General features: G+C 67.7%; 19 protein-coding genes. 6 read left to right on the plus strand and 13 right to left on the minus strand.

All coding sequences use genetic code 11. The features are described from left to right. Positions 1 to 123: 123 nt before the first annotated feature. Complete coding sequence (locus tag BW981_RS03265; protein WP_076436140.1) at positions 124 to 2,217, plus strand: ABC transporter ATP-binding protein/permease; 2,094 nt, start codon at positions 124 to 126, stop codon at positions 2,215 to 2,217. 146 nt (positions 2,218 to 2,363) lie between these two features. Here the strand turns inward: BW981_RS03265 and BW981_RS03270 are convergent, their stop codons facing one another. The 9 genes from BW981_RS03270 to BW981_RS03310 all read right to left on the minus strand — a co-directional run bounded on the left by BW981_RS03270 (position 2,364) and on the right by BW981_RS03310 (position 12,046). After that, a complete protein-coding gene (locus tag BW981_RS03270; RefSeq protein WP_076436142.1) occupies positions 2,364 to 2,840 on the minus strand; it encodes an META domain-containing protein in 477 nt (158 codons plus the stop codon). A 123-nt stretch (positions 2,841 to 2,963) separates the two neighbouring features. Continuing rightward, complete coding sequence (gene hisG / locus BW981_RS03275; RefSeq protein ID WP_076436144.1) at positions 2,964 to 3,941, minus strand: ATP phosphoribosyltransferase; 978 nt, start codon at positions 3,939 to 3,941, stop codon at positions 2,964 to 2,966. Then, positions 3,938 to 5,065: an ATP phosphoribosyltransferase regulatory subunit gene (locus BW981_RS03280; RefSeq protein ID WP_076436146.1), complete on the minus strand. Its 1,128-nt coding sequence runs from the start codon at positions 5,063 to 5,065 to the stop codon at positions 3,938 to 3,940. The genes hisG and BW981_RS03280 overlap by 4 nt, the downstream gene beginning before the upstream one ends. A gap of 187 nt (positions 5,066 to 5,252) precedes the next feature. After that, on the minus strand, positions 5,253 to 5,540 hold the full coding sequence (locus BW981_RS03285; RefSeq protein WP_076436795.1) for a GIY-YIG nuclease family protein: 288 nt from the start codon (positions 5,538 to 5,540) through the stop codon (positions 5,253 to 5,255). Positions 5,541 to 5,653: 113 nt separating this feature from the next. Continuing rightward, the gene (gene hisS, locus BW981_RS03290; protein ID WP_076436150.1) at positions 5,654 to 7,186 is read right to left on the minus strand and encodes a histidine--tRNA ligase; all 1,533 of its coding nucleotides are present in this window, start codon (positions 7,184 to 7,186) and stop codon (positions 5,654 to 5,656) included. Between the two features lie 226 nt (positions 7,187 to 7,412). Continuing rightward, the gene (glcF, locus tag BW981_RS03295; protein WP_076436152.1) at positions 7,413 to 8,786 is read right to left on the minus strand and encodes a glycolate oxidase subunit GlcF; all 1,374 of its coding nucleotides are present in this window, start codon (positions 8,784 to 8,786) and stop codon (positions 7,413 to 7,415) included. Positions 8,787 to 8,790: 4 nt separating this feature from the next. Continuing rightward, positions 8,791 to 9,426 carry a DUF2585 domain-containing protein gene (locus BW981_RS03300; protein WP_076436154.1) on the minus strand — a complete coding sequence of 212 codons (636 nt, stop codon included), beginning with the start codon at positions 9,424 to 9,426 and terminating at the stop codon, positions 8,791 to 8,793. Beyond that, positions 9,426 to 10,613 (minus strand): FAD-binding protein, encoded by a 1,188-nt coding sequence (locus BW981_RS03305; protein WP_076436157.1) that lies wholly within the window; start codon positions 10,611 to 10,613, stop codon positions 9,426 to 9,428. The genes BW981_RS03300 and BW981_RS03305 overlap by 1 nt, the downstream gene beginning before the upstream one ends. Next, entirely contained in the window at positions 10,610 to 12,046 is a 1,437-nt protein-coding gene (locus BW981_RS03310) for an FAD-linked oxidase C-terminal domain-containing protein (protein ID WP_076436159.1), read from the minus strand. The genes BW981_RS03305 and BW981_RS03310 overlap by 4 nt, the downstream gene beginning before the upstream one ends. A gap of 110 nt (positions 12,047 to 12,156) precedes the next feature. Here BW981_RS03310 and BW981_RS03315 point away from each other — a divergent pair, with 110 nt between their 5' ends. Continuing rightward, on the plus strand, positions 12,157 to 13,062 hold the full coding sequence (locus tag BW981_RS03315; RefSeq protein ID WP_076436162.1) for a LysR family transcriptional regulator: 906 nt from the start codon (positions 12,157 to 12,159) through the stop codon (positions 13,060 to 13,062). Positions 13,063 to 13,076: 14 nt separating this feature from the next. On the opposite strand, the gene BW981_RS03320 is transcribed toward BW981_RS03315, so the two are convergent. The 3 genes from BW981_RS03320 to mscL form a co-directional block, all read right to left on the minus strand. Then, entirely contained in the window at positions 13,077 to 14,138 is a 1,062-nt protein-coding gene (locus BW981_RS03320) for an AbrB family transcriptional regulator (protein WP_076436165.1), read from the minus strand. 137 nt (positions 14,139 to 14,275) lie between these two features. Then, on the minus strand, positions 14,276 to 15,469 hold the full coding sequence (locus tag BW981_RS03325) for a pyridoxal phosphate-dependent aminotransferase (protein ID WP_076436168.1): 1,194 nt from the start codon (positions 15,467 to 15,469) through the stop codon (positions 14,276 to 14,278). Between the two features lie 117 nt (positions 15,470 to 15,586). After that, entirely contained in the window at positions 15,587 to 16,000 is a 414-nt protein-coding gene (gene mscL, locus BW981_RS03330) for a large conductance mechanosensitive channel protein MscL (RefSeq protein WP_076436170.1), read from the minus strand. Positions 16,001 to 16,240: 240 nt separating this feature from the next. On the opposite strand from mscL, the gene BW981_RS03335 reads away from it, so the two are divergent. Continuing rightward, complete coding sequence (locus BW981_RS03335; protein ID WP_076436172.1) at positions 16,241 to 19,810, plus strand: hybrid sensor histidine kinase/response regulator; 3,570 nt, start codon at positions 16,241 to 16,243, stop codon at positions 19,808 to 19,810. Between the two features lie 28 nt (positions 19,811 to 19,838). Here the strand turns inward: BW981_RS03335 and BW981_RS03340 are convergent, their stop codons facing one another. Further along, on the minus strand, positions 19,839 to 20,399 hold the full coding sequence (locus BW981_RS03340) for a thioesterase family protein (protein ID WP_076436174.1): 561 nt from the start codon (positions 20,397 to 20,399) through the stop codon (positions 19,839 to 19,841). Between the two features lie 180 nt (positions 20,400 to 20,579). Here BW981_RS03340 and BW981_RS03345 point away from each other — a divergent pair, with 180 nt between their 5' ends. From BW981_RS03345 to BW981_RS03355, 3 genes are all read left to right on the plus strand, one after another. Further along, on the plus strand, positions 20,580 to 21,131 hold the full coding sequence (locus BW981_RS03345; RefSeq protein WP_076436797.1) for a tyrosine phosphatase family protein: 552 nt from the start codon (positions 20,580 to 20,582) through the stop codon (positions 21,129 to 21,131). A 113-nt stretch (positions 21,132 to 21,244) separates the two neighbouring features. After that, positions 21,245 to 21,709 carry an Lrp/AsnC family transcriptional regulator gene (locus BW981_RS03350; protein ID WP_173049670.1) on the plus strand — a complete coding sequence of 155 codons (465 nt, stop codon included), beginning with the start codon at positions 21,245 to 21,247 and terminating at the stop codon, positions 21,707 to 21,709. A gap of 58 nt (positions 21,710 to 21,767) precedes the next feature. Further along, a complete protein-coding gene (locus BW981_RS03355) occupies positions 21,768 to 22,031 on the plus strand; it encodes an exodeoxyribonuclease VII small subunit (protein WP_076436177.1) in 264 nt (87 codons plus the stop codon). The last annotated feature ends 86 nt before the right edge of the window (positions 22,032 to 22,117 follow it).

The following is a 22,117-nucleotide window of genomic DNA, read 5'->3' on the forward strand; positions in this document are numbered from 1 at the left end:
TTCCGGCAGATGACAATTCGCTCATCTTGAACCTGCGCCATTGAACGGCCGCGACCTCTGCGACATGGTCCGAATCACGGCTCCCAGCGGGCCGTCGGATCTTCTCGCCCAGGACTTCAGCCTATGCGCCTGTTGAGCATTCTCGTCGCCGCGCTCGCGGCCGTCGCGCTGGCGATTGGCCTCAAGACCGAGGCTGGCGGAATCATGGGGCTGGGAGCGGCAGGATTGATCCTCGCCCTGGCGACCTGGCGCGCGATCACGATCGCCACCTTCCTGCGGATCTTCTCGACGATCTTCGCGGTCGAATATCTCGTCACCGGCGGGGCAGCGCTGCTAGCTCAATCGGGGTTCTGGCCTGCATCGCTGGCCGCGCTGGCTCCCCCGAGCAGCCTGCCGATCACCATCGCGGTGTTCGGCATCACCGTCTACGCGATTTCCTTCGTGCCGGCGATCCGGCGCATCGCGCGGATCGCCTCGCCCTATTTCGAGGATCCAGCGCCGACGACGGCGACGCTGCTGAGGCCGTTTCGCATCGCGACGGGCCGGCTCGGCATCATGATGCTGATCTTCCTGGTGGTGATCAACCAGCTTCAGGTCGGCATTTCGCTGCGGCTCTCCTTCTTCAACCGCGACTTCTACAACGCGATCCAGGAGAAGGATGCGAATTCGTTCTGGTACCAGCTGATCTATGTCTTCAGCGTCTGGGCGGCCATTGCCGTCATCTCGAGCCTGATCGAGATGGTCGCGAACTACGCGCTGCTGATCCGGTGGCGCCGGCACATGGCCGAGAGCTTCAGCGCCGCCTGGCTGCGCAATGCCAATCACTACCGCATCGCGCTGGCCGGCACCTCCGACAACCCCGACCAGCGTATCGCTGAAGACACGCGCTCCTTCGTTAACCAGACCTACAACTACGCCCTGCCGCTGCTGACGCAGGTCTCCACGCTGGTCTCCTTCTCGATCATCTTGTGGTCCATCCCGGTGGCCAGCACGGTCCCCGGCACCGACATCACCGTGCCCGGCTTCATCTTCTGGATGGCGCTGATCTACTCGGTGGCGGCAACCTGGATCGCCCACATGATCGGCCGCACCCTGATCCCGCTCGAATTCGAGCAGGAAAGGCGCGAGGCGAATTTCCGCTTCTCGCTGGCGCGCCTGCGTGAATATTCCGAGCAGATCGCGCTCATGCGCGGCGAAGCCACCGAGCAGCGCCATCTCAGCCAGCGCTTCGGCGAGATCGTCACCAACTTCTATCGGCTGATCTGGGCGCGCGTCAGGTTGACGACCTTCACCCTCTCCTTCGCGCAGGCAAACGTCGTGGTGCCCTATTTGCTGCTGGCGCCGCATTACTTCGCGGGGAAGATCACGCTCGGCATCATGACGCAGGTCGCGACGGCGTTCGACCGGGTACAGACGGCGATGTCGTTCTTCATCGACCGCTACCAGACGATCGCGCAATACATTGCCTCCATCAACCGCCTGACGACCTTCGAGGCGGCCATCGCGCAGGCCGATGCGCAGGGCGTGCGCGGCAGCGCGGCGGCGCTGGCGATCACCCCCGCGGCCGGCCGAGACATGGCGATCGACCGGCTGGCGCTGACTCTGCCGAACGGCGCGCCCATCGTGAATGCGAGCAGCCTGTCCCTGCAGGGCGGGCGCTCGACGCTCGTCGTCGGACCGTCCGGCTCCGGCAAGTCGACGCTGTTCCGTGCGCTCTCGGGCGCCTGGCCCTACGGCGAGGGCCGCATCTCGACGCCGCAGGGAGCGAGCACGCTGCTGCTGCCGCAGCGCCCCTATCTGCCGCAGGGTTCGCTGCGGGCGGCGCTGGCCTATCCGGCCGAGCCGGGCGCCTTCCAGGAGGCTGCGCTGCGCGACGCGCTGGCCAAGGTCAAGCTGCCGCATCTGGCCGACAAGCTGGACGAGGTCGACTTCTGGGGCCAGCGCCTGTCCGGCGGGGAACAGCAGCGGCTGGCGGTGGCGCGGGCGCTTCTGGCGAGGCCCGACTGGCTGTTCCTCGACGAGGCGACCGCTTCGCTCGACGAGAAGCTCGAGAACGAGATCTACGCGCTGATCCGGCAGGAACTGCCGCTGACCACGGTCGTCTCGATCGGCCACCGCTCGACCTTGCGCGAGATGCACGATGACATCATCGCCATGGAGCCCAATGGCGACGGGACGTTCACGCCGAAAGCGATGGCGAAGGCAGCAGGCGCCTAAGGCGAACCGATTTTCAGCGAGGACACCACGTCATCCCGGAGGGGAGGCGAACCAGCGCCGTTCCGGGCTCTATCGCCGAGCTTCGACGCCCCGAGGTCCGGTCAAGCCCATGACGACGGCACGGCTGCGCGGCCTATCGGCGGCGCTCAGATCGAGCGGCGCAGCGTGATCTTGCCCTGCGAGCCGCTGAGGATCACCTGACCGTTGACCATCTCCCACTTCTGGGTGCCGCGCAACGCGAGCAGGAAGGCCTTTTCGAACGCCATCGTGTTGCTGTCGCAGGAGCGCTTGGTCACCGCGATCGGGCCCACCGCGAAACCCTGCTGACGCAGAGGATAGGCAGCGGCCGAAAAGGTGTTGCAGCCGGCAAAGCCGGTGCCGCGCAGGTTCTGGTCGACGATCAGCGTGGCGCGGCGGTCATAGACGTCCTTGCCGTTGAACTCGACGACGCTCCAGCTCGCCCCCAGCGGAAAGACCTTTTCAACCGGCGCGATCGGCATCTGAGCGGGGTCGTTGGACGGCGGCGGCTGCTTGCGCCGGCTCTGCGCCTCGGCCTGATGGGGCGCCAGCATCGAAACGCCCATTGCAACGAGGACGGCCGCAAAGCCAAGGCGTCGAATCATGATCGTCTTACCTGCATTCACGCGAGCGGCGGCCTTGCGCCGATAAAGTTAACGCCTAGAGGCCAATTGCTCCGGGATCAAGGCGGGATGAACCGGGCGGCGGCGCCCGGCCACAGAATGCGATCAGATGCGGCTCGTCAGCCGCTCCAGCAACCGGTTGGAGCGGCGGAAGACATAGGCCGGCGCGCTGACGGTGATGTCGTCGGCACCGGCACGCTCCAGCCGCTCGACCAGGGCGAAGACCGTCTTCTCCAGGCAGTGCAGCGTGGCGGGGGCGCCGGCAGCCGCGGCTCCGAAGGGCAGGCGTGCGCCAGCCTCCGCCGCCAGCGCCGCGAGCCCGGACGCATCGAGATCGAGCTTCGCGCGGACCTCCCGAATGGTCCGCGCCTCCTCTTCCGCCGCAATGCGCGAGAGGATCGTCCGGACCGCCGCCTTGGCGGTCTCGCTCCAGGGCGCGCGCACCGAAGCGACGAGATTGGCCTCCGAGGCCAGCATCACGCCATCGTCGAGCACCTTGAGCGCATTGGCTGCGAGCGTCGCGCCGGTCGTGGTGATGTCGACGACGATCTCGGCCGTGCCGGCCGCCGGCGCGCCCTCGGTCGCGCCCAGGCTTTCGACGATCCGGTAATCGGCCAGGCCATGCTCGGCGAAGAATCGGCGGGTGAGGTTCACATATTTCGTGGCGACGCGCAGCTTGCGGCCATGGCGGGCGCGCATGGTCGAGGCGACATCTTCCAGGTCGGCCATGCTGCGCACGTCGATCCAGGCCTGCGGCACCGCGACGACGACATTGGCGTGGCCGAAGCCGAGCGGGGTCAGCATTTCGACCGCCGCATCCGCATCGGAGAGCTGCTCGCGCACCAGATCCTCGCCGGTGATGCCGAGATGGGCTGCACCGGAAGCGAGTTGGGAGACGATCTCGGAGGCCGAAAGGAACGCGACCTCGGCGCCGGGCACGCCGGCGATGGTGCCGCGATAGCCACGCTCCCCGCTCGCCTTGACGAATTTCAGGCCCGCGCGGCCGAAGAAGGCGGTGGCGTTTTCCTGCAACCGTCCCTTGGACGGCACCGCGAGGACGAGTTGTGCGTCGGTCTGGCTCATGCCGAAGCTCCCTTGTCCGACGCACCCGTCAGCCTGTCGAGCCAGAGCGAGGCGCCCACGGCCGGGACAGCCCGGCCCGCGCCAAGACGGCCGAGCAGATTGTCGTAGCGCCCGCCGCCAGCCACGGGCCTGGCGTCCTCGCGGGCGGGATCGTGCAGCTCGAAGATGAAGCCGGTGTAGTAGTCGAGATTGCGGGCGAAGCCGGCTGTGAAGCGGATCGCGCCGACATCGACGCCGCGCGCGGCGAGAAAGCCGGTGCGTTCGTCGAAGGCGTCGAGCTCGCGGGCGAGATCGAGCGAGGCCTGGTCGGCGAGGGCGCGCAGGCCCGCCGATGCGCTATCGGGATCGCCCGTCATGGCGAGCACCTGACCGAGCAGCGTCTTGACGTCGTCGTTGACGGGGTTCTCGCGCTCGGCCGCACGGGCCAGGAAGCGCTCGGCGATGTCGGCGGCGCTGCGCCCGCCCACCGTCGAGATGCCGGCGATGGACAGCACGTCCTCGACGAAGGCCCGTGCGGCCTTGGGGTCCTGACCCTCCAACGCCTTGAGCAGGCCGGCATGGGCGGTCTCGCCCTCGGCCACCGGCGGATCGAGCGCGGCGACGGCCTCGCTGCCCTTGCCCTGCACGATGGCGCGGACGAGACGACGGCGCGCGCCCTGCGGCACGGCCAGCCGGTCGAGCAGCGCGCCGAGCAGCGCGACATCGCCCATCAGGATGCGCGGCGCGCTGAGGCCCAGCGCGGCGACGGCCTCGATGGCGAGGCCCATGATCTCGGCGTCCGTGGCGGTGAAATCGGTCCGCCCGAAGGATTCAAGCCCTGCCTGCTGGAACTCGCCGGGCTCCCCGGAGCGCATGCGGAAGACGGGGCCGGCATAGGTATAGGCCGCCGGCTCGGTCGAGCCCGAGGCGATGTGATCGAGCGCCACGGGGATGGTGTATTCGGGCCTCAGGCACCAGTCGCGGCCATCGGCATCCTGCGTCATGAAGATGCGGCGGCGGATATCCTCGCCCGAGAGATCGAGAAAGGCCTCGGCCGGCTGCAGGATGGCGGGCTCGGCACGGGCATAGCCCTCCCCCGCGAGGAGCGCGATCACGGTGTCGATGCTGGCACGGCTTGCGGGCAAGGCTGGATCATCCTGTTGCGGGCGCTGTCCTAGCAGCGGCGCGCGGGATTTTCGAGGGATTTGAGGGAAATGGGTGAATGGGATTTCAGCGGCCGCGGGAGCGTGCGTCATGCTCGGGCTTGACCCGAGCATCTCGGGCCGACAGAGGCGCCCTCACCTCCTCCTGCCCGAGCTTCTCGGGTCTCCGCTACGCTTCGTCCGAGAATGACGTCGGATAGATGTCCTCGAACAGGTCACGCCAACCCGGATTGGCCTTCTCGACAAGGTCGATCTTCCAGGCGCGCAGCCAGCGCTTCAGGCTCGTCTCGTGCTGGATGGCAAGATCGATGTGATCGAACTGCTCGAACCAGACCAGCTTATCGAGATTGTAGTGCGCAGTGAACGACCGCCCGGTGAGTTGCTTGTGTTCGCTCACGCGCCGAACAAGATCGGCAGTCACGCCGAGGTACAATGTACCTCTCGGCTTGTTCGTCATGATGTAGACGAAGGACGGTTCAAGGTTCACGTCATTCTCGGGCGAAGCGTAGCGCAGACCCGAGAATCTCTTGCAGGAGATGCTCGGGTCAAGCCCGAGCATGACGCGTGTCGTCACCCGTGCCGCGCCAGCACCGTCTTCACACCCGCGACCAGCCCCTCGACCGGCACGGAGAACTGCGCTTCCGCCTGCTTGGCCTTGTGCTCGGCGGAATCCTTCACGTCGCGGGAGGCGGCAGCGAGTTCGGCGCCGAGGATCAGGTCCTTGATCACGACCGTGCCGGCCTCGCGCTCCGACGAGCCCTGGATCACCGCGCAGATCGCGCCGCGGCGGTCGGCATATTTCATCTGGGCGTTGAAGCCGGATGAGCCCAGATAGAGATCGGCGCGGCAGAGCGGCTTGCCGTTGTCGTCCTTCGCCTGGCGCAGCGTCGAGACGAAGGCCTGATAGCCCGGCATGAACTCCGGCGACTTGTTGTCCATGGTGGTGACGACGACGAGCGGGAGTTCGTTCCTGGCATCGACGATGGGCGACTTCACCGCCTTCAACGCCGAATAGAGCCGCGAGACGCCGATCGAGAAGCCCGTCGCCGGCACAGGCTCAGGCCGGAAGCGGCCGACCAGCCCGTCATAACGCCCGCCACCCGCGACCGAGCCGAAGCGCACGACCTGCCCGTCCTCATTGGTGACCGGGAAGGTCAGTTCGACCTCGTAGACCGGGCCGGTGTAGTATTCGAGGCCGCGGACGACGGAGGGGTCGACAATCACCTGCTTGCTGTAGCCAGCCGCAATTACGAGACGCGCGATAACATCGAGTTCTTGGAAGCCCTGCTCCGTAGTCGGAGAGCCACCCGCGATTTCCTTGATGATGTCGAGCGCTGCAGCGGTGTCACTTGAAGAGCTGAGCAGTCTCACGATTGGATCGGCTTGATCGGCGCCAAGGCCCGCCCCCTTCGTAAAATCCCCGCTTGGGTCCATCCGACCATTGCCAAGAAGCTCGCGGACGCCCTCAATTCCAACCTTATCGAACTTGTCGATCGCCCTCAGCACCGTCAGCCGGCGGCCGGCATTCCCCTCACCGCCCAGCCCGATCGCCTCCATCACGCCGTCGAGCACCTTGCGGTTGTTGACCTTGACGACATAGTCGCCGCGCTTGATGCCGAGCGCCTCCATCGTGTCGGCGGCGAGCATGCAGATCTCGGCATCGGCCGCGACCGAGCCCGCACCGACGATATCGGCGTCGAACTGCATGAACTGGCGGAAGCGGCCCGGGCCCGGCTTCTCGTTGCGGAACACATAGCCGGCGCGGTAGCTGCGATAGGGTTTCGGCAGCGCGTCGTAATTCTCGGCGACATAGCGGGCGAGCGGCGCGGTCAGATCGTAGCGCAGCGAGAGCCACTGCTCGTCATCGTCCTGGAAGGAGAAGACGCCCTCGTTCGGCCGGTCCTGGTCGGGCAGAAACTTGCCGAGCGCGTCGGTGTATTCGACGAAGGGCGTCTCGACCGGATCGAAGCCATAGCGCGAGAAGCTCTCGCGGATCACCGCCAGCATGCGCTCGGTGGCGGCGACATCGGCCGGACCACGATCGACGAAGCCGCGCGGCTGGCGGGCCTTCAGCTTGGCGGGGGCGGGCTTTTCGGCGGACATGGGCGTTCGTTTCGTGTTTTTCGGTGTCGGGTTTGGACCGTTCGGTAGCTTGCGCGGGCGGATGGGGCAAGCCGCCGCCCGTCATTCTCCGGCGGAGCCCTCGGGTCCGACCTTTGGTCGGCCCAGGGATAACCGCCACGCAGACCCGAGAAGCTCTGGACGGACTAGCGCTGGAGCCTCTCTCGGCCCGAGATGCTCGGGTCAAGCCCGAGCATGACGTGCGTGTCTACTCCGCCGCCGCCAGCCTCACTTCGCGCAGCGGCCGGTCGGCGATGCCCGCGCGCGCCAGCTTCTCCGGGAGCGGGCCGCCGGTCGCCCAGTCGAGCAGCTCCGCCGTATGGACCACCGGGGTGGTGGCGCCCTTGTCGGCGAAGCCCTTGGCGAGCTGGGTCATGCAGCCGATATTGCCGGTCGCGACCAGCATCGGCTTCGTGCGCTCGATATTGCCGACCTTGCGCTCGCGCAGCTTTCCCGCGATCTCCGGCTGCAGGATGTTGTAGACGCCGGCCGAGCCGCAGCAGATATGGCCCTCCGGAACCTCTTTCACCTTGAAGCCGGCGCCGGTGAGCAGGCGCTTCGGCCCATCCTTGAGCTGCTGGCCGTGCTGCATCGAGCAGGCGGAGTGATAGGCGATCGGCATCGCGACGTCGCGGATGGGCGCCAGCTCCAGCGTCTCCAGCAATTCGGTGACGTCCTTTGCCAGCGCCGAGACGCGCGCCGCCTTCTCGGCATAGGCGGGCTCGTTGCGGAACATGAAGCCGTAATCCTTGATCGTCGTGCCGCAGCCCGAGGCGGTGATGACGATGGCGTTCAGGCCGTCGCCTTCGATCTCCGCAGTCCAGGCGTCGATGTTGCGGCGCGCGAAGGCAAGCGCATCGTGCTCCTGCCCCATATGGTGGACGAGCGCGCCGCAGCAGCCCTCCCCCTTCGGCAGCACCACCTCGACGCCGTGGCGGGTGAGCAGGCGGATGGTCGCCTCGTTGATCGCCGGGTCGAGCACCGGCTGAGCACAGCCGGAGAGCAGCGCGACGCGGCGCTTGCGCTCTGCCGGCGGCGGGAAGCCCTGCGGACCTTCCATCGTCGAGCGGGTGGGCAGGCGGGACGGCGCGAGCGCCAGCATCGCCTTCAGCCGCGGGCCGATCACAGGCAGCCATCCGACCACCGGAGCCAGAGGCTTGGCGAACAGCGCCGCCAGCATCGCCGCGCGGAAGCGGCCGGGATAGGGCAGGATCGCCGCCAGGACCTTGCGCAGCAGCCGGTCGTGCCAGGAGCGGGTATATGTCTCCTCGATATGCGCGCGGGCATGGTCGACGAGGTGCATGTAATGCACGCCGGAAGGGCAGGTCGTCATGCAGGAGAGGCAGGAGAGGCAGCGGTCGACATGCTTCACCACGTCCGGCGTGGCCGGCTTGCCGTTCTCCAGCATGTCCTTGATCAGGTAGATGCGCCCGCGCGGGGAATCGAGCTCGTCGCCCAGCAGCAGATAGGTCGGGCAGGTGGCGGTGCAGAAGCCGCAATGCACGCAGGTGCGGAGGATCTTCTCCGAGGCCGGCATGCGCGGATCGGAGCTGAGGCCTTCGGGCGTGAAGTTGGTTTGCATTGCGTCAGGCCCCGCCCTGCCAGGTTTTGATCCAGTCCATCGGCCAGAGCAGCATGATGACGTTGAGGGTGAGGTTGTCGCGGATCAGCCAGCCGACGATCAGCTCCATCGCGAGCGCGCCGGTGACCGTCAGCCAGACCGGGACGGCCCACGCGATCAGGAAGCCGATCACCATCGAGAGGATGTCGCTGACAGAGTTAAGAACGCTGTCGCCGTAATAATCCAGCGAGATGGTGGCAGAACGGTAGTGCTCGATCACGGCCGGAGAGTTCTCCGCAATCTCCCAGGCGCTCTCGACGACGATCGAGAGCAGCAGCGCCAGCCCGAAGAAGATCGGCAGGCCCGTCAGCCGGCGGATCAGCCAGAACAGCCCGTAGAACAGAAATCCATGGATAACGTGGGAGAAGGTGTACCAGTCGGCGATGTGCTGGGAGTTCTCGGATGACTGGACGATCCCCTGCCAGAACTTGATCGTCCCGCACTTGCAGATGGCCTCCCGCCCCATCCAGAGCAGGATGCCGGCAGCAGTCGCAACGAGCAGCGCCGCGAGCGCACCCACCGCCCAAGGCCTCAGGCGGTTCGGTGCCCAGTCGCGACGCGCGCTGGAAGCATTGCTGGAAAGCGTGTCGGCGAGCGCCATCAGATCCCCGCATACATCCGGCCGGGCTCGAAGATGCCGGCGGGATCGAAACTCGTCTTGATGCCGGCGGTCAGGCGCATCAGCGGCCCGGCCAGCGGTTGGAAGACCCCGACGGCAGTGCGCAGAGCATCGGGCGCGCGCACCAGCGTGGCATGGCCACCGAGCGACTGAATGACCGCGCGGATGACAGCCGCGCCGGCATCGCCGACGCCGGGAATGCCGAGCCAGACCAGCCCGCCGCCCCAGTCGTAGAAACAGCGCGCAGCCGGCAGCGCGCGCTTGATCGCAGCGACCGCAGGCGGCGCATCGTACGGCTTCAGGGAGAGCCGCCAGACCGCCTCGCGCGAGCCGGCGAAGATCGCGGCATCCCGGATCGAGCGCCAAAGCGCGGCGATGGCCTCGCCCTCCAGCCGATCGGGCACGCCATAGTCGCCGAGCAGCAACGCGAGTTCGCCGCCCCGGTAGTCGATCGAGGCGGAGAAATTCTCCAGACGCAGCAGGGTCAGCGCTTCCGGGCCCGCGATTCCCGCCGGCAGATGCGCCGCCGCCATCGGCTCGAACGGCGAGCCCAGCGCCTTGGCCAGCAGCGCAACGCCCACCTCGTCGGACAGGCCGCGCCATTGCAGCGTCGCGATCCGCTCCGGCTTGGGCAGCACCCGGAAGGTGACCTCGGTCAGGAAGCCGAGCGTGCCGTGGCTGCCGCTGACGAGCTTCACCAGATCGAGCCCGGTGACGTTCTTCATCACGCGCCCGCCTGACTTGATCATCTCGCCGCGGCCATTGACCAGCCGGACGCCGATCAGGGAATCGCGCGCGGCGCCGGCGTTGATCCGGCGCGAGCCGGAGATGTTGCAGGCGGCGACCGCGCCGATCGTCGGCTCGCCCTCGCTGCCATAGAGGGCACGGTGGTCCATCGGCTCGAAAGGCAGCATCTGGCCCTGGCTTGCGAGCGTCTGCTGAACCTCGGCGAGCGGCGTGCCGGCACGGGCGGCGATGACCATCTCGGACGGCTCGTAGAGCGTGATGCCGGTCAGGCCCGCGCTCGACAGCGTGCTCGCGGCCTGGGCAGGGCGTCCGAGCCCCGCGCGCGTGCCGCCGCCGCGGATCGACAGCGGAACGCGCGAATCGATCACAGATTTCACGATGGCGCAGGCCTGGGCCTCGGTGGTGGGTGTGTGGATGATCACGCCGCCACCCGTCCTTCCAGCGGGAACACCTTGGCCGGGTTGAGCAGCCAGCCGGGATCGAACACCGCCCTCACCCGCATCTGCTGGGCGAGGTCGGCTTCGTTGAACTGGAACGTCATCAGGTCGCGCTTCTCGATGCCGACACCATGCTCGCCGGTGAGGCAGCCGCCGACCTCGACGCAGAGCTTGAGGATGTCCATGCCGGCATCCTCGGCCTTCTGCGCCTCGACCGGATCGTTGCAGTTGTAGAGGATGAGCGGGTGGAGATTGCCGTCTCCCGCGTGGAAGACGTTGGCGACGCGCAGACCGTAGCCCTTCACAATCTCCGCCATGCGCTTCAGCACATAGGGCAACTGCCCGGTCGGGATGGTGCCGTCCATGCAGATGTAGTCGGCAATGCGTCCCGTGGCGCCGAAGGCGGACTTCCGGCCCTTCCAGATCGCGGCGGCTTCCATCGCCGACTTCGATTCCTTGACCGTGCTGACGCCGTGTTCGCGCGCGATGGCGACGATGCGGGCGAGCTGGGCGTCCATCTCGGTGTCGGAGCCCTCGACCTCGATGATCAGCAGCGCCTCGACATCCATCGGGTAGCCGGCATGGGCGAAGGCCTCGCAGATCTCGATCGCCGGCTTGTCCATGAACTCCATCGCGACCGGGATGATGCCGGCACCGATGATGGCGGCCACCGCCGCGCCGGCCTGCTCGCTGGTCGGGAAGCCGAACAGCACCGGCCGGGCCCCTTCCGCCGCCCGCAGGATGCGCACCACCGCCTCGGTGACGATTCCGAGCTGGCCCTCGGAACCGTTGATCAGGCCGAGCAGGTCGTAGCCGGGGGAATCGAGATGGCCGCCGCCGATCTCGACGATCTCGCCGTCGAGCGTGACCAGCGTCACGCCGAGCACGTTGTTGGTCGTCACGCCGTATTTCAGGCAATGCGCCCCGCCCGAGTTCATGCCGATATTGCCGCCGATCGAGCAAGCGAGCTGGGATGACGGGTCCGGCGCATAGAAGAAGCCCTCGGCCGAGACCGCGCCCGTCACCGCAAGGTTGGTGACGCCGGCCTCGACGCGGGCGATGCGGTTGGCATAGTCGATCTCGCGGATGCGGTTCAGCTTCGAGACGCCGACGACCACCGCGTCCTCCTGCGGGATCGCCCCGCCGGCCAGCGAGGTCCCGGCGCCGCGCGGCACCACCGGCACGCCCGCATCGCGGCAATAGCGCAGCACGGCCGCAACCTGCTGCGTCGTCTCGGGCAGGACCACGGCCAGCGGCATGCGGCGATAGGCGGTGAGCGCGTCGGTCTCGTAGGGGCGGCGCTCGTCGGCGCTGGTGATCAGCGAAGCGGGCGGGACGAGGCCGGAGAGCCCCGCGACGATGGCATCGCGGCGCGCCAGGATGCCGGCATCGGGCACGGGAAATGCAATCGCAGACATGGCTTCTCGGATGACTGATGCGGCGAAGGCAACTCTAGACCAATTCCGACAGGCTTTGCACCGTCATCGAAGCCAGCCATTATTTCCGAAATGGAAAAGGTGGGCCACAGATGGACCGGTTCGGTGATCTCGACGTCTTCGCGCATGTCGTGACGGCGAAAGGCATGTCGGCGGCCGGGCGCGAGCTCAATCTGTCGCCGGCCGTGATCTCGAAGCGCATCCGCCGGCTGGAGGAGCGGCTGGGCGTGCGGCTGCTCCAGCGCACCACGCGCCAACTGGCGCTGACGGAGGCAGGCCAAGGCTTCTACGAGCGCGTCGTCTCGATCCTGTCCTCGATCGAGGAGGCCGAAGCGTGGGTCTCGAGCGGAGCCGGGCAGGTGCGCGGCACGCTCAAGGTCTCGGCGCCGACCTCCTTCGGGCGCATGCATGTCGCGCCGCATCTCAAGCGCTTCCTCGACGCCAACCCGCTGGTCGGCGTCGAGCTGGTCCTGTCGGACGCTTTCGTCGATGTCGTCGGAGAAGGCTTCGATCTTGCGATCCGGATCGCCGACCTGCAGGATTCGAGCCTCGTCGCCAAGCGCCTGGCCCCGAACCACCGCGTGCTCTGCGCCACGCCGGACTACCTTGCGGCTCATGGCGTGCCGGCGGCGATCGGCGATCTCGCCCGCCACACCCTGATCGCCCACAACGCCGATCACTGGCGTCTCGACGGGCCGGGTGGGCCCGTCCAGGTCCGCGTCGCCGGGCCGCTGCGCACCAATTCGAGCGAAGTGGTGCGCGAGGCGCTCCTCGCCGGGGTCGGCATCGCGCTGCGCTCGACCTGGGATGTGGGGCCGGAGCTGAAATCGGGGGCCTTGGCGCGCGTGCTTCCGGACTATGCGGTCGGTTCCAGGGTCGCGGTCTATGCTGTCTACCCCAGCCGCCGCCACCTCGAGCAGAAGGTGCGCGCTTTCGTGGATTATCTCGCCGAGCTTTACGGAGCGACGCCCTATTGGGATGCGGGCCTTTCGCTTTAGCCGGTCCCGCGTCTTCAGCGCGGCGGCTCGCCCTTCACCCGGGCCAGCACGAGCGGCATGGCGAGGCCGATGATGACGAAGCGCACGAGGTGATGTGCGCCGACATAGAGTGTGTCCAGCCCCATGGCGAAGGCGAGCATCGCCATGGCCTCCAGCCCGCCCGGCGCGAAAGCCGCCATGCCACTGGCATAGGAGACATTGGCCAGCCAGGCCGCCGGCCAGGCGAAGAGGAAGGCGACGCCGATCGACACGGCAAAGCCCCCGATCGCAAGCGGGAACAGGCCCTTCAACTCGCTGCGCGGGATCTGGGCGATGCGACCACCCATGGTCGAGCCAAGCAGAACCTGAACGGCGATCTGGATGGGCTGCGGCAGCGAGCCCTCGACCAATCCGGTTCCGTGCAGGATGGCGCTGGCGAAGGTCGCGCCGAACATCAGCGGCGCCGCCAGCCCGATGCGATCGAAGACGAGGCCAAGCGCGAGCCCCGCCATCGTCACGCCCAGCATGGTCCCCGGCCCGACCGCGATGAGGATCGGCGCGGGCGCGCCGGCTGCCGTCCCGGACAGCTGCATCGCGGTCGGCAGCAGCGCGACGAGCACCAGCAGGCGGAAAAGCTGCACCACCGAAATGCGCCCGATATTGGCGCCCTTCGCCTGAGCGATGGCGAGTACCGTCGACAGCGCGCCCGGTGCCGCCGCAAGCAAAGCGTCGATCCAGGGCCAGCGCGCGACATGGCGCAGATAGGCGCCGGTCGCGATCATGATCACGGCGACGCCGACGAGCAGAATCGCCAGCGAGGCCGGATAGCGCGCAGCGGCAGCCAGGGCCTCAGGCGTGGCGGCCGAGCCCAGGATCGTGCCGGAGAGCACCATGGTCGAATCGAACCAGGGCCGGCGCAGGCTGGGCAGCGGACGGATCAGAGAGACGATCGCGCTCAGCAGCATCGAGCCCGAAAGCCAGGCGGCCGGCATGCCGAGCAGGGAGAACAGGCCGCCGCCGACCGCCGCGAGCGCGATGATCAGGGCCTCGCGCCAGAGGATCGCCAGCCTGTTCCGAGGATAGCCGAAGGGTTTCATCGCGCTCCGCGGCGCCGCAAGGAAGCGGCCGCGGGCGCGTTCATGGCTGCGACAAGGGAAGCGGTCAACCGCGCGCAGAGCCGGGGGCGCGCAGGGCTGCGTTGCGCTGGCAGCGCAATGCAGCCCCTTCCCTCTTTTTAAAGCGCCGCGATCGCCTTCTGCAGCCGGGCCACGGCCTCGGTCAGATCGGCTGAATTCCGGGCGAAGCAGAGGCGCAGCCCCGTCTCCCCGCCGGGGCCGAAGGCCGTGCCGGGCGCCAGGCCGACATTGGCAGTATCGACGAGATCCTTGGCGAGCTTGCCCGAATCGCTGCGGCCATCGACCGAGAAGAACTGGTAGAACGCCCCGACGGGAGCCGAGAGCGAGACGCGGTTCGTCGCCTTCAGCCCTTCGAAGACGATGCGCCGCCCTTCGGCCGCCCGCGCGATCTGCTCGGCGACGAAGCCCTCGCCCTCGTCAAGCGCCGCCACCGCGCCACGCTGGATGAAGACCGGCGAACCCGAGGTCGAATACTGGATCAGGTTCTCGATCACCTGCCCGAAGGCCTCCGGAGCCTCGATCCAGCCGATGCGCCAGCCGGTCATCGCCCAGTTCTTCGAGAAGGTCTGGACGAAGATGACGCGGTCCTCCGGTGTGATGATGTCGTGGAAGGAGGGTGCGCGTGCCTGTCCGTCATAGACGAAGCGGCCATAGATCTCGTCGGCGACGATCCAGATTCCGTGCTTGCGGGAGAGCGCCAGCAGCGCCTCCTGCTCGGCGCGTGTCGCCGTCCAGCCTGTTGGATTCGAGGGCGAATTGACGAAGATTCCGCGCGTCTTCGGCGTGATCGCAGCCTCGATCTTGCCGAGATCGAGCGTGAAGCGTCCCTCAGCGTAATCCATCGGCACGCAGACGGCCCTGGCACCGGCGACGCCCACGGCCGCGGCGAAGTTCGGCCAGGCGGGCGTCGGGATGATCAGCTCGTCGCCCTCGCCGGCGATCATCCTGACCGCGATCTGGAGCGACTGCATGCCCGAGCCCGTGACGTAGAAGCGCTCCGTCGAGAAGCGGCCGCGATAAACGCGCTCATGATAACGCGCCAAGGCCTCGCGCAGCTCGGGGATGCCACGCTGCCAGGTGTAGAAGGTCTCGCCTGCGGCGAGCGAACGGGCCGCCGCGTCGCGGATGAACTGCGGCGTCGGCAAATCGCCTTCGCCGACCCAGAGCGGGATCAGTCCCTCGCGCAGGCGGCCATAGTTCATCACCTCGACGATGCCGCTTTCGGGTGCGTTCAGGGCTTCCGGTCGCAGATCGGAAACCAGCGTGCTGCCCGGCAAAGTGGCGATGTTCATCGGTCGTGACCTCGTGGCTTGCATGCCTCTCCTTTACCGCATGGCGGCTCGCAGAGGCATGAAATCGCGAGATCGGGTCGATCGGCCGCCGTGATGAATGGGGCGGCCGGTGCGGCCTCAGACCTGCCTTTGCTTCAGAAGGTCGCGGATTTCGCCCAGCAGCACCACGTCGTCGGGCTTGGCGGCCGGCGCCTTCGGCTCCTCCTTCTTCTGCAGCTTGTTGATCGCCTTGACCACGAGGAAGAGCACGAAGGCAATGATGATGAAGTTGACCGCGATGGTGATGAAGTTGCCATAGGCAAGGACCGCGCCCTGCTTCTTGGCCTCGACCAGCGTCGGAGCGGTCACCGCCGTGTTCAGGCCGATGAAGTAGTTCGAGAAATCGACGCCGCCGAGCGCGCCGATGAAGGGCATGATGATGTCGTTGACGAGCGAGTCGACGATCCTGCCGAAGGCGGCGCCGATGATCACGCCGATGGCGAGATCGACGACATTGCCCTTCAGCGCAAATTTCTTGAATTCATCGAGCATGGTGCACCCTTTCGGTCGACGAGACGGTCTTCGATTGGGGACGACGCTAGACCATGACTGCGACGCCGGGAAACCCGCATTCAACAACAGAATGCAGGAAAGAGGCGCCTCATCCCGCAAAGCCGCCGATAGACCTATGGTAGCGGCGACAATGCTTGGCTAAGCTCGGCGCGGACCAACCGGAAACGCCATGACGACCTCCTCAGCCTGCGCCATGGCCGAACCCGACCGGGCCCGCCCGTGATCCCGGCCTGGTCCGTCGTGCTCGTCGCGCTGGCCTATCTCTGCGCGCTCTTCGCCGTCGCCCATATCGCCGATACGTCCGGCCGCAGGTTGATGACCGGGCGCTGGCGGGCAACGATCTATGCCCTGGCGCTCGGCGTCTACTGCACCTCATGGACCTTCTACGGCTCGGTCGGCTTCGCCAGCCGGGCCGGCTTCGACTTCCTCGGCATCTATGTCGGGCCGATCCTGGTCATTGGCCTCGGGCACCGCTTCGTCGAGCGGCTCGTCAGCATCGCCAAGTCGCAGAACATCACCTCGATCGCGGATTTCGTCGGCGCACGCTACGGCAAGAGCGAGCGTGTCGCTGCGCTGGTCTGCATCGTCGCGGTGATCGGCGCCCTGCCCTATATCGCGCTGCAGTTGAAGGCGGTGGCCAACTCCCTCTCGGTGTTCCTCGCGGCGACGGGTACTCATGCGCCGACCGTGGACATGCCGCTGCTGGGGGACCTGCCCCTCCTGGTCGCGCTGGTGCTGGCCGGCTTCGCCTGCGCCTTCGGCACCCGGCACATCGACGCCACCGAGCATCAGGACGGACTCGTCCTCGCCATAGCGGTCGAGTCCCTCGTCAAGCTCGTCGCCTTCCTCGTGCTCGGCGTCTTCGTCGTCTACGGGCTTTTCGGCGGGTCCGGAGAATTGCTGGCCCGCGCAGCGCAGCCGCTCGGCAATCTGCCGCCAATCTGGGAGCGGACCTCGAGCTGGCCCACTTTCCTGACCCTGACTCTGCTGTCGAGCTGCGCCGCCCTGCTGCTGGCGCGGCAGTTCCACATGACGATCGTCGAGAACCGCGACGTGCGCGATGTCCGGCGCGCCGCCTGGATGTTCCCGCTCTACCTCGTTCTGATCAACCTGTTCGTCCTGCCGCTGGCGGCGGCCGGCGAGATCCTGATGCCGGGCGGTGGCATCGACCGCGACATGACCGTGCTGCTGCTGCCCCTCCAGCGGGAGGCAGGCCTGGTCGCGCTCGCGGTCTTCGTCGGGGGCCTTTCGGCCGCGACCGCGATGGTGATCGTCGCGTCGGTCGCGCTGGCGATCATGATCTCGAACCACCTCGTCATGCCGCTGCTGCTGCGCGGCCGGCGCGCGCTTGGCGACCACGGCCGCAACGAGCGCCCGACGACCGGGGACGGAGTCCAGAGCGATGCGGGCGGCGACCTCGGCTCGCAGTTGGTGATCCTGCGGCGGGTCAGCATCGTCGTCGTCATCCTGCTGGGCTACCTCTACTACCGCGCGTCGGGCGAGGCGGCGCTGGTCTCGATCGGCCTGCTCTCCTTCGCCGCCACCGCGCAGATCGCACCGGCCTTCCTTGGCGGGCTGATCTGGCGGCGCGGGACGGCGCTGGGGGCTGCGGCCGGGCTGATCGTAGGGACCGTCGTCTGGGCCTACACGCTGCTGATGCCGAGCCTCGTCATCCCGGGAAGCTGGTGGAGCGAAATGGTCACGGAGGGCCCGTTCGGGGCCGGCGTCCTGCGGCCTGAATCCCTGCTCGGGCTTGGTCTTCCGCCCCTGGCGCACGGCGTGTTCTGGAGCCTGGGGCTCAATATCCTCGCCTATGTCGGCTTCTCGCTGCTGCGGCCCGCCAATGCGATGGAGCGCCTGCAGGCCAATGCCTTCGTCGAATCGGACCGGGGCACGATGGCGCAGACCTTCTCGCTGTGGCGCACCAGCGTCACCGAGAGCGAACTGCAGGCGACGATCGCCCGCTATCTCGGCCGCGAGCGGACGGAGCGCGCCTTCGAGAGCTTCAACCACGGCCGCGGCGAGGAGCCAGACGCCGCGCGCGACGTCGACATCCACCTGCTGCGCTTCGGCGAACATCTGCTCTCCTCAGCGATCGGCGCCGCCTCCTCGCGCCTCGTGCTCTCGCTCCTGCTGAAGCGCCGCAATCTCACGACCGAGGCCGCCTTCAAGCTCCTCGACGATGCCTCGGCCGCGCTGCAATACAATCGCGACATCCTCCAGCATGGCCTCGACCATGCCGGGCAGGGCATCACCGTGCTCGACCGCGACCTCAGGCTGCTCGCCTGGAACCAGGCCTTCCTGCAGCTTTACGACCTGCCGCCGTCGCTGGTGCGGTTCGGCACGGGGCTCGACGAGATCGTCCGCTATAACGCGGCGCGCGGCGCCTATGGCGACGGCGCGCGCGACGAGCTGATGGCGGCGCGGCTGGAGAGCTTCGTGAGGGACCGCGAGCCGGTGCGCCTGAAGCTGTACCCGTCCAAGAAGGTCATCGAGGTCCGCACCAACTCCCTGCCGGATGGCGGCTTCGTCACGACCTACACCGACATCACGGAGACGGTGGCCGGCGAGGAGGAGCTGGAGCGCACCAATGAGAGCCTGGAGCGGCGCGTCGCCGAGCGCACCGAGGAACTGCTGCATGTCAATGCGGAGCTCCAGCGCGCGAAGGCGGAAGCGGAAGCTGCCAACGCCTCAAAGACGCGCTTTCTCGCGGCGGCGAGCCACGACATCCTGCAGCCGCTCAACGCGGCGCGGCTCTATGCGACGTCGCTGGTCGAGCGCGACAGGAATGCCGGCCAGCCGGACCTCGCCGAAAACATCGACGCCTCGCTGGACGCGGTCGAGGAGATCCTGACCGCGCTGCTGGAGATCTCGCGGCTGGACGGCGGCGCGCTGAAGCCGGAGATCACCGCCTTCCGGCTCGACGAGCTGATGCGTCAATTGCAGCGCGAATTCGAGCCGAGCGCCCAGGAGCGGGGGCTGAAGCTCGTCTTCATGCCGACCGGGCTCGCGGTCAGGTCCGACCGGCGCCTCCTCAGGCGCCTGCTTCAGAACCTCGTGTCGAACGCCATCAAATACACCCCGAACGGCAAGGTCCTGGTCGGCTGCCGCAGGCGCGGCAACCAGATCGCGCTCGAGGTGCTGGATACCGGGCTCGGCATTCCCCAGAGCAAGCAGAAGACCGTGTTCCGCGAGTTCCAGCGTCTCGACCAGGGCGCGCGGGTGGCGCGCGGGCTTGGTCTCGGCCTCTCGATCGTCCAGCGCATCGCACGCGCCCTCGACCACGGGCTGACGCTCGATTCGGCGCCCGGCCGCGGCACGCGCTTCTCGCTGCTGGTGCCGCGCGCCGCGCCGCTGCCGGCGATGTCGACCGGCGCGGCGCCGCGGCAGACCCCGGCCGGCCAGCTCGCCGGCATGCGGCTGCTGGTGATCGACAACGAGCCCACGATCCTCGACGGCATGAAGCGGCTGCTCGAGGGCTGGGGCTGCCGGGTGACGATCGCCCCAGGGCTCGACGAGGCGCTGCCCCATGTCGGCAGCCGGAACGAGGCCGATGTGCTGATCGCGGACTACCATCTCGATCACGGCAACGGGCTGACGGCGATCTCGGCGCTGCGAGCCCGCGCGCGCACGCCGATGCCCGCGATCCTGCTGACAGCCGACCGCTCGCCGCAGGTGCGCGAGGCGGCCGCAGCGCTCGATGTGCACCTGCTCAACAAGCCGCTGAAGCCCGCGGCGCTGCGGGCGCTGCTGGCTCAGTGGCGGGCGACGCGGCTCGCGGCGGAGTGAGCGGCCGGAAGGCGGGACCGCTCCCCTTCTAGCGCGGCGTCGCGGTCGCTTCCCGCAGCACCTGCTCGGACGCCAGGAAGGCGGCGACCTCGGGGGTCGGCTCGGGGCTCTGCGCCTCGATGCCCATTTCGGCGAGAAGGCGCGCGACCGGGACATAGGCCTTGGCCTGCCGGTCATAGATCGCGGCCCGGACCAGCGCGACCGCAGCCAGAATCTCGTCCCCGCGGCGGCTCGTGGTCAGGACGCGGTGCTGGATGACGAGCCAGTGCTCGCTCCAGCACAGAATCCGGGTCTCGAGCCGGAACTTGCGGAACGCCCGCAGCTCCCTCCGGAAACGGATGGTGCCGGCATTGACCACGGGCAGCCAGCGATAGCGCAGGATGGCCCGCCAGAGGCCGCTGCGCAGGACGAGATCGGTACGGCCGAGATCCATGAGCGACCAGTAGCGGCCATTGTTCATGTGAAGGCTGGTGTCGAGATCATGCGGCCAGACCTGAAAGGACAGGTCGGAGGCTCTCTCCGGCAGAGCCAGCCGCGGCCTGAACCGAGCTGTCAGAAGGAGCCAGATCAGGCGAAACCAGAGATTCATCGAGGCTCGTCTAGCTAGGGATGGGTCGGCCGCGGCTCCTTCCCACACCCGGCAGCCGCTGTCGATGCCGCCGAAGCCGCGTTAAGATGACCGCTCTGGGGGGCGCGATCCGACCATCGTCATGACGTTCTGGTCCGACGCGGGACGATCGCCCTCCCCTCGCGTCCGATGGAGTTGCCGGTGCCCACCCTGCATGTCGCCCCCCTGTCGAAGCTCGCCGCCACCGTGGCGGCTTGCCGGGCGAGCCATCTCGTCACGCTGATCAACGTCGGCACGGCGGTCGAGCGCCCTCCCTCCATCGCAGCGGAGCGGCACCTGTTTCTGGGCCTCTCCGACATCAGCCAGCCGATGGATGGGCATGTGCTGGCGGGCGTGCAGGAGATGGAACGCCTCATCGGCTTCATGCGGAGCTGGGACCGGGAGGCGCCGATGGTGGTGCATTGCTGGGCCGGCATCAGCCGTTCGACCGCCGCGGCCTATATCGCGGCCTGCGCGCTCGCTCCCGAGCGCGACGAGGAAGAGGCCGCCGATGCATTGCGGCGTGCGGCGCCATCCGCCACGCCCAATCCGCGGCTTATCGCCCTGGCGGATGGCGCGCTCGGCCGAGGCGGGCGGATGATCCGTGCGATCGCACGGATCGGACGAGGCGCAGACGCCTTCGAGGGCACGCCATTCATCATGCCGCTGGCGTCCCGGCAGCAGGGGCTCTCAGGTGCATCTTCATGCGGATAGAGGCGGCAACGCCGTGACTTTATTCGCGCCTGCTCGCAATCGATGCAGGAGATTGCTTGCATCGGGCATATTTTGCGACGATTGATCACGCCGGGGAGGGCACCGGCAGCGTCATGACCATCGAACTCGATTCCCGCGACCGCTCGATCCTGAGGATTCTCCAGCAGGACGGGCGTATCACCAATTCCGATCTCGCCGAGAAGGTGCATCTGTCGCCCTCGGCCTGCCTGCGCCGCGTCCGCCAGCTCGAGGAGAGCGGGCTGATCCGCGGCTATGCGATGATGCTCGACGACAAGATCGCCGGCTTTCCCGGCACAGCCTTCGTCTTCGTCACGCTCGACCAGCAGGGCCGCGCGTCGCTGGAGAGCTTCGAGCAGGCGGTGCAGAGCCTGCCGGAAATCCTCGAATGCCATCTGCTTGCCGGGGCGCATGATTACCTGATGCGGGTGATCTACCGCGACAGCGCCGATTTCGAGCGCATCCACACCGACATCATCACGCAATTGCCGGGCGTGACCCGCGTGCAGTCGACCCTGACGTTGCGGACGATCAAGAAGACCTCGGCGCTGCCGGTCTGATGGGTTGCGGCGGGCGCCGTTGCGGCGGATAAGCTTGCGGCAACAAGGAATCAGACCGTTGAGCGAAGCGAACATCAAGACCGATGCCGACGTCGCCGCCCTGCCCTTCGAGGCGGCCCTGAAGGAACTCGAGGGCATCGTCGCCCGCCTGGAGCGCGGCGACGTGCCACTCGAGGAATCGATCGCGATCTACACCCGCGGCGAAGCGCTGAAGGCGCGCTGCGACGCGCTGCTGAAGCAGGCGGAAGCGCGCATCGAAAAGATCACGCTCGGCGCTGACGGCAAACCGACGGGAACCGCACCGCTGGACGTCGATAACTGAGCGAGGTGACGGACCGCCGCATTGCCGGCATGCCATCGGCGGCTTGCGCCTGACTTGGTTGCGGCAGGCCTGCATCAGGTCCAGCT

Source organism: Allobosea sp. TND4EK4 (assembly GCF_900156025.1).
Taxonomy (GTDB): domain Bacteria; phylum Pseudomonadota; class Alphaproteobacteria; order Rhizobiales; family Beijerinckiaceae; genus Allobosea.